Genomic DNA, 863 nt, shown 5'->3' with positions numbered 1-863 from the left:
GTTTCTTGGTCATGACACACCTCCTGCTAGGGGCTACCTAACTATAGAAGGTGTCTACTGGTTGTGGGTAACTCGGAAACTTAACGCCCGGCACACGTGCCGGTTTGTAGCCGCGAAGCGGCGGAGAAGCGGTCACCGTGATGCCGATTGTTATGGGGATTTGGCAACATTGTTTAATTGTTCTTCCGGAAATCAGAGTAATCTGGAACTGCTATTTTTTCTTGAGTTGGCTTGTGGAAAATAGCTAGATGTAATTCGACGAACCTCCCCCCTTTGGAATAGCCACAGTAGAGATCAACGACAAAACTCTCAGATTCAAACTGTGGGGTCTCCCCAGCAAGGCCGGGGATTCTGGCTAATACGACCTTTTGAGCAAGATCTCGATCAAAATTACAAGCCTCCAAGTCTGCATATGCACGGGAGGTTTGCACAGAGTAGATTAGGCTCGTTTCAGCGAGCAAAACGATTTCCTGGTCAAAGAACATTGAAAGGCCGGCATCAGATGGCATTGGCGCCTTAAAGCCTTTCAACGCAAGCGGTAAGGGAAAATCATCCTCGTTTAGTGGCGCGATGGGGTACTCCTGCCCATAGCCGATTGTAAATGGGTTTGTATGCTTAGAGTCTTCAGTAGTGTTAGCCGCTAGATTAGAAGGCGGTTTCGGTGAGGTAGATTCCTCTGCTGGCGAGCAACCAATCGAGAAAACAATAAAAAAAATGGCACACAAACCTAAATTGGCTTTACTGCAAACTACTCTCACGACTCGGTAATCCACTTAGAATCTCCCATAACGCAGAGCTTTGCGGCAATTTTGTAGCCGCGAAGCGGTGAAGAAATTGTCCGACAAGAGCGACTTGTTAAGCCT

The 863-nt window shown here is 47.6% G+C and carries 1 protein-coding gene; it reads right to left on the bottom strand.

Annotation, left to right across the window (positions count from 1 at the left end):
• Nucleotides 1–173 precede the first annotated feature (173 nt).
• Nucleotides 174–773: a hypothetical protein gene (locus FZF01_RS19335; protein ID WP_150279462.1), complete on the bottom strand. Its 600-nt coding sequence runs from the start codon at nucleotides 771–773 to the stop codon at nucleotides 174–176.
• Nucleotides 774–863: the final 90 nt, after the last annotated feature.

The organism is Halopseudomonas salina (genome assembly GCF_008641105.1).
The sequence above is the reverse complement of the archived record's forward strand: the minus strand, read 5'-3'. Positions and strand labels throughout refer to the sequence as shown.